The following is a 7184-nucleotide window of genomic DNA, read 5'->3' on the forward strand; positions in this document are numbered from 1 at the left end:
GGGTCATCCCGCGCCACCGTGACACCGTATCCCGGAATACCCGTCAGGGTCATCCCGCGCCGTGATGCGGGATCCAGGAATACCCGCAAGGGAACGAACATAGTTGTTCATTCTTCTCAGCAGCGAGAAGAACGAACCAAGAAGCGCCACCGCTGTTATTGGGCCGAGTCGGTTGCGGGGCAGCGCCATCGTCGGGGGCTGCGGAACTCGCAATAAGCTCAGACACTCCTCGCCCCGTTCCCTCCTCCATCTTGCCCGCTCCCTGCCCGATAAAGGCGGGGTTCCGCTTACCATTATGTTCGGGGTGTGAGCTCTATCTTCTCCGGGCTGGACCCCGCATCACAGTGCGGGGTGACACGGAGCGCATCGGGTGCGAGGTGACATGATAGGTCATCCCGCGCCTTGACGCGGAATCCAGGAATACCGGCTGGGGATACTGTCGCCTTCTCGATTGCTCTACCGGCTTACGTGCCATGCGTATCTATTTGGACTGGTGGTGAAAATGAAGAAAAAAATCAAAATCTTTTGTTTTTCAAATAAAAAGCGTGTACCTTTGCAGTCCGATTATTACCCAAATTTGAGAAAATTTGAATGGCAGTCGTGATTCCTTTGGCCGGGAATGTATGAGCTGCTATTATTTAAGTGTTTAATTATTAAAACAATAAACGGTGGATACTTTAAGTTATAAGACCATTTCTGCAAACAAAGAGACCGCTAAAAAAGAGTGGGTTGTGGTTGACGCAACCGACCAAGTTTTGGGTCGCCTGTGTGCAAAAGTTGCTAAGATATTGCGTGGTAAATACAAACCGTGCTATACTCCTCATGTAGATTGCGGTGATAACGTGATTATCATCAATGCCGATAAAGTGCAATTGACGGGTAAAAAATGGACAGATCGGGTTTATCTGAATTTTACGGGTTATCCCGGTGGCCAAAGAGAATTGTCTCCCGCCTTCTTGATGAAGAAAGGTGAGTCGAAATTATTCAAACGTGTGCTGAAAGGTATGCTCCCCAAAAACAAACTGGGCGCTCAACTGCTGAGAAATGTATATATCTATGCAGGTAGCGAGCATCCCCATGCTGCACAAACCCCCAAAACAATTGATATTAACACCCTTAAATAAGTAATATGGAAGTAGTTAATGCATTAGGCAGACGTAAAGCCGCAGTAGCACGAGTATTTGTGAGCGAAGGTACGGGTGTAGTAACCATAAACAAAAGAGAGTTGGCTGTTTATTTCCCCTCTTCGATACTTCAATACATTGTAAAGCAACCGCTCGAAAAGTTGGGCGTTGCCGAGAAATATGATATCAAAGTAAACTTGAACGGTGGTGGTTTCAAAGGTCAGGCCGAGGCTCTGCGCTTGGCTATCGCCCGTGCTTTGGTAAAGATCAACCCCGAAGACAAACCGGCTTTGAAGTCGGAAGGCTTCATGACTCGCGACCCGCGTGCTGTTGAGCGTAAGAAACCAGGACGTCCCAAAGCTCGTAAGAGATTCCAGTTCAGTAAACGTTAATATGCGACGGCCCTGGGCCGGAGATATATTTGTGTTTAGTATCCAAACCGCAAGGACTTTACTCTGTGTGGGGTAAGCTACCTTGAGGTTGTATAAGTAGAATGTAAACAAATTAAAATTAAACAAATGTCTATTACAACTTTTGACCAATTATTGGAAGCCGGTGTTCACTTCGGACACTTGAAAAGAAAATGGAATCCCGCTATGGCTCCTTACATCTTCATGGAGCGTAACGGTATCCACATCATCGACTTGTACAAAACCGTAGCCAAAATCGACGAGGCTGCTGCCGCATTGAAATCGATTGCCAAATCGGGCAAGAAAATCTTGTTCGTTGCTACGAAGAAACAAGCTAAACAAGTGGTTGCCGACAAGGCTTCTGCCGTAAATATGCCGTACGTTATCGAGCGTTGGCCGGGTGGTATGTTGACCAACTTCCCCACAATCCGCAAGGCTGTGAAGAAGATGTCAACGATCGACAAGATGGAGAAAGACGGTACGTTTGACAATCTGTCGAAACGTGAGAAACTGCAAATCTCGCGTCAACGTGCCAAATTGGAAAAGACGCTGGGTAGCATTGCCGACCTGAACCGTCTGCCGTCGGCCCTGTTTGTTGTCGATGTTCTCAAAGAGCACATCGCCGTACGCGAGGCCAACCGTCTGGGTATTCCCGTATTTGCCATGGTCGATACCAACTCCAACCCCAACGACGTAGATTTCGTAATTCCTGCCAACGACGATGCTTCGAAATCGATCGAAGTAATTCTCGACGCCGTGTGCGGCGCTATTGCCGAAGGTCTGGAAGAACGTAAAGCCGAAAAGGTTGATGCTCCTGCCGAAGGCGAGGACGCTCCCGTGAAGAAAGAACGCAAGGCTCGCATCTCGCGCAAGAAAGCTGATGATGCCGAGGTTGCCGAAGCTGCCGAGGATGCTGCTCCCGAAGCCGAAGAGAAAGAAGTAGAAGAATAAAAATAATCAAAGACAAAGAGTGGAGCCTAATCTTTGACTTCACTCTTTGTTTGTTTCTAATTTAAAAAATAGGAGATTAAGTATATGGCTGTTACAATGGCTGAAATCATCAAGTTGCGTAAACTTACGGGTGCCGGCATGATGGATTGCAAAAACGCATTGAACGAGACAAACGGCGATGTGGAAGCTGCAAAGGAAATTATTCGTAAAAAAGGTCAGGCTGTCGCTGCAAAACGCGAAGATCGCGAAGCCTCCGAAGGTTGTGTACTGGCTGCTGCCAAAGGCGATTTCGCTGCTATCGTAGCTTTGAAATGCGAGACCGACTTTGTGGCTAAGAACGAGTCGTTTGTTGAGTTGACCAAGAATATCCTCAACGCTGCTATCGAGGCCAAAGCTCCCAACATGGATGCTGTGAAGGCTTTGGAAATCAACGGTACTCCCGTTGCCAACCTGATTGTTGACGAAATTGGTAAAACCGGTGAGAAGATGGAACTCGGCTACTACGAGGCTATCGCGGCTCCCTATACCACGGCTTATGTTCACCCGGGTAACAAACTGGCTACCATCGTAGGTTTCAACTTGCCCGATACCGACTATCAAGTGGCTCACGACGTAGCCATGCAGGCTGCTGCCATGAGTCCCCTCGCTGTTCGCCGCGAAGATGTTCCTGCCGACGTGGTAGCTAAAGAGCTCGAAATCGCCAAGGATAAAGCTCGTCAAGAGGGTAAGAAAGAAGAGATGCTCGATAAGATTGCCCAAGGCCGTCTGAACAAGTTCTACCAAGAAGTTTGTCTGCTCGAGCAGGCTTTCGTAAAAGATTCGAAGCACAACATTCAACAATATCTCCAAACCAGCAACAAAGACCTTACGGTCGTTGCTTTCAAACGTGTTACCCTGAACGAGGAGTAATCGTTGCGAGATATAACCGCATAGAAAAGCGCCACACTGCTCGACGGTGTGGCGCTTTTTTTGTATCAAGTCAGACAAGGATTTATCATGGTTGTTGATCTTCGTTTTCGGCGTCTTTTGTTTTTTTAGAGTTTCGGTGTATCTCCATGTAGTGGCTGGGAGACATGCCATAAAACTCTTTAAAGCAATTTGAAAAGTGAGATAAGGAGGAGAATCCGGTTACATAAGATATCTCGGAAATACTGAGGTTTTTGCTCGAGAGTAGCCATGCTGCATGACGTAAACGAGTTATTCTGATATAATCGCTGGGATTTTGTTGTGTAAGTTGCTTGAGCTTGCGTTGTAATTGAGAACGGCTAAGTCCTATCTCCTGGCTGATTGTCTCAACCGATAAATCGGTTTCGGCCATCTTGCTTTTCACAATGAGCTCGAGTTTCTCTAAAAATTTTTCGTCGGTTGACTTGAGAGAACTGATCTCTTCCTTGATTGTGTTGCTTTTCCCTTCATATTTGTTTTTCATGACACGGCGGACCTCAATCAGTTTCTGTATCCTTATTTTCAAATGTTCGATGTTGAAGGGTTTGGGAATGTATGAATCGGCTCCCACCTTGAGACCTTCAATACGTTGTTCTATTGCTGTTTTGGCTGTGAGCATAATAACCGGGATATGGCAGGTCTGTTCGTTCTTTTTGATTTTGTCACACATTTCTATACCATCCATTTCGGGCATCATAATGTCTGAGATGATGCAATCGGGTAATTCTTTAAGGGTCATTTCCAGGCCCTCTTTCCCATTTTTCGCTTCAAAAATCTGATAATCTGCCGATAAAACTTTGTGAATATAGTCTTTTATCTCTTGATTATCTTCTACGATGAGAAGCTTGGGTTTACGTTTGCTTTTGCCCGAATTTGCAGATGGCGTATCAACGGCCGATTCGACTGGCGATATCGAGGTTTGTACAAGGGTCGCCAGGTTTCTATCGGAATGTTCCAATTTTCTTTCTTCTTTCTTTAAATAACTATCGTCAAGAGGAAGAAGAATAACAAAGGTTGTACCGGGAAGATCGTTGTCTTCGACGAATATTTTACCATGGTGTATTTCCATGAGTTTACGCGATAGATGCAGTCCTATACCTGTACCCATTTTTGTCTTGTTGTTTTCGTTGGGAACCTGGTAGAAGCGGTTAAATACCGTCTCCCTTAAATCTTTGGGTATGCCGCATCCTGTGTCGGCAATACGTATTCTGAAGTATGAGTCGATAGTATCGACCGTCATATCTATTTTCCCGTTTACCGGTGTGTATTTAAAGGCATTTGATAGCACGTTGAATATGACCTTATCCAGTTTCTCCTGATCAATCCATACGACCGGTAGGTCGGGTGCGATGTGGAGATTAAATGCAATGCTTTTTTCCTGGGCGAAGTGTTTGAAAGAGACAATGATCTCGAGAATGAACTCCTTGATATTGGTCTGTTCGGCACATAGTTTCACCTGTCCTTTATCCAGTTTGCGCATTTCCATGACTTGATTGACCAGGCGCAAGATACGATGGCCGTTCTGATCGATAATTTTATAGGTGGCTTTTAATTCAGAATCTTTCGTTTCTTTGATAAGTTCTTCTATGGGAGTCAATATAAGGGTAAGAGGAGTGCGAATTTCATGCGAAATATCGGTAAAGAATTGCAGTTGCGATTGCATAATGTTGTTTTCATTCTGCTTCCTCTGATTCTCTTTTTTCTGGGCAATTCGGTTTTTTATACTGATATAAGTGCAATAAGAGCCTACTATCAGAATGAGGAGGTAGAGTATTTTAGCCCACCAAGACAACCATATCGGGGGAGTAATGATGATATCGATTTCTCGATATAACTCTGGAGTATTGGGAAGATTGGCTTTTATTTGCAAAGTATATTTGCCCGGTTTCAGATTGGTATAAGTAACCGTGTTACTTCCTTGCGGCAGGGTTGTCCACTCTTTCTCAAACCCATTGAGCCGGGCTTGGTAGATTACATTGTTTGGATTGTTGTATTCGAGAGCCGAGAAACTGATAGAGAAATTCTTGATGTCGTGCGACAATTCAATTTTGTGGGCGTAATCGATAGATTCTTTTAGAATCGATTTTGCTTTATTGGGAATGACCGGTTTATTGTAGATGAATAAGTCGGTAAATACAAGATTGGATAAGCCGTAACCCGGCTGATTTTCAAAAGGGAAAAAGAAGGTGATTCCATTGATTCCCCCAAAAAAGATTTCTCCGCTTTTTGATTGGAAATAGGCTCCCCGGCGAAATTCGTTATTGATGAGTCCGTCGGAAGTGTAGTAATTGGTAAACTTCCCGGTCTGAGGGTTATAATGAGATAGACCATAATAAGTACTTATCCACAAGTGTTTGTTCGAGTCTATGACAATTCCGCTAATGGCCGCATTGGATAACCCATCTTCCTCGGTATATTGCCGGGTCTCTTCGGTGGCTGAGTTGATATAGTTAAGTCCCCAACTGGTCCCAATCCACACTCCACCTCTATGGTCGGTCTTCAGGGTAAGGATATTGTTGTTGCTTAATTTCCCATTCTCTACGGTATAATCTTCAAAAGACCCAGTCGTCATGTCATACCGGCTTACTCCGGCTATGCTTGTTCCAATCCATAGGTAATGTCCATCTATGTCTATGGCATTGACCGAGTCGCTGAGAATCTGATTTTTGGATTTCATCATGTCATAGAGTAGGAATTGGGTTTCCCCAGTGGTTGGATTATATTTGCAGACCCCATTTTCATTGGTCCCTATCCAAAGGTTCCCATTGGAATCTTCGGTGATGGTATTGACATGTTTTACCTCGGTATTGTTGCAATACAGATTCTTTTTAATAAATCGATTGGTCGCTTCGTCATACAGATAGAGACCATATAAGTAGGTGCCAATCCATATTCGGTTCCGAGAATCTTCAAAGATGGATAAGACAACATTGGGGGTGAATTGAGGTGCGTTATAATGCGCTTTGACTTTGCGGGCAGTATCCAGTTTGTAGATACCATCCCCGTCGGTTCCTATCCATATTTCGTGATTGTGGTCTTCCAGGATAGTAAGACAACATTCATTGCCAATATTTTTGTTGGAGTAGAATGGATTGAAACCAATATTGTTGAATATCTTGTCTTTGAGCGGAATCATCAGTACACCCTTTTGATAGAGGGCAACCCAGATGTTGTGTTGCTTATCCTCAAAAATGCTGTGAACTTTTGCATCCCTCATATCGAGATTGATTAGTTCCGACTCATAGGTAGAGATTGTTTTATCATAGAAATTGTAACATTTCAGTCCTTTGCCATCGGTTCCTATCCATAGATTTTTTTACTGTCGGTATATAAAGTGTAGGCCATCTCGACTGAAGGAATATAGTTCCGTTGGAAAGATCGAGTGTTATAATCAAAGGCGTCGATAGTTCCATCGATTGTGGCTACCAGTATTTTGCCTGAGGGGTCTTCTATAATGGAAAATATTTTGTTGCTCGACAGTGTGTTTTTATCGCTTGGATTGTGGGCGTAGTTATCGATGGTATGATTGTCCATATTCAAGACGCTGATGCCGTTGTCTTGTGAATCTATCCAGATGTTGCCGAAGCGGTCTTCGTAAATGGTATTTATTTTATTGCTACCACTAGTGTCCGGAAAAAAATTCTCCGACAAGGGTTTAATTATTAAACATCAATAAGTTATAAGCATTAGAAAATTTTTCGATTAGAACATCAGTAACTTTGCGGTAGCCATCAAGAGGTTATCCGCAAGCCAT

Annotated in this window: 5 protein-coding genes; 4 read left to right on the forward strand and 1 reads right to left on the reverse strand. The window is 44.2% G+C overall.

Annotation, left to right across the window (positions count from 1 at the left end):
* Window positions 1-668 precede the first annotated feature (668 nt).
* The 4 genes from rplM to tsf all read left to right on the forward strand — a co-directional run bounded on the left by rplM (window position 669) and on the right by tsf (window position 3394).
* Complete coding sequence (gene rplM, locus B5G10_RS12295; protein WP_025278763.1) at window positions 669-1124, forward strand: 50S ribosomal protein L13; 456 nt, start codon at window positions 669-671, stop codon at window positions 1122-1124.
* A gap of 5 nt (window positions 1125-1129) precedes the next feature.
* Window positions 1130-1516: a 30S ribosomal protein S9 gene (gene rpsI, locus B5G10_RS12300; protein WP_087425023.1), complete on the forward strand. Its 387-nt coding sequence runs from the start codon at window positions 1130-1132 to the stop codon at window positions 1514-1516.
* Between the two features lie 126 nt (window positions 1517-1642).
* Window positions 1643-2485 (forward strand): 30S ribosomal protein S2, encoded by an 843-nt coding sequence (rpsB, locus tag B5G10_RS12305; protein ID WP_087425024.1) that lies wholly within the window; start codon window positions 1643-1645, stop codon window positions 2483-2485.
* A gap of 84 nt (window positions 2486-2569) precedes the next feature.
* On the forward strand, window positions 2570-3394 hold the full coding sequence (tsf, locus tag B5G10_RS12310) for a translation elongation factor Ts (protein WP_087425025.1): 825 nt from the start codon (window positions 2570-2572) through the stop codon (window positions 3392-3394).
* Window positions 3395-3479: 85 nt separating this feature from the next.
* On the opposite strand, the gene B5G10_RS12315 is transcribed toward tsf, so the two are convergent.
* Window positions 3480-6647, reverse strand: coding sequence for a two-component regulator propeller domain-containing protein (locus tag B5G10_RS12315; protein WP_087425026.1), 3168 nt, complete (start codon window positions 6645-6647; stop codon window positions 3480-3482).
* Between the last annotated feature and the right edge of the window lie 537 nt (window positions 6648-7184).

This window comes from Barnesiella sp. An55 (assembly GCF_002161555.1).
Lineage (GTDB): Bacteria > Bacteroidota > Bacteroidia > Bacteroidales > Barnesiellaceae > Barnesiella > Barnesiella merdipullorum.

Bases quoted from the DNA above. Each gene is read 5' to 3' on its own strand.
- rpsI (WP_087425023.1), top strand. From the start codon at position 1,130: ATGGAAGTAGTTAATGCATTAGGCAGACGTAAAGCCGCAGTAGCACGA.
- rpsB (WP_087425024.1), top strand. From the start codon at position 1,643: ATGTCTATTACAACTTTTGACCAATTATTGGAAGCCGGTGTTCACTTC.
- tsf (WP_087425025.1), top strand. From the start codon at position 2,570: ATGGCTGTTACAATGGCTGAAATCATCAAGTTGCGTAAACTTACGGGT.
- B5G10_RS12315 (WP_087425026.1), bottom strand. From the start codon at position 6,647: ATGAGGGATGCAAAAGTTCACAGCATTTTTGAGGATAAGCAACACAAC.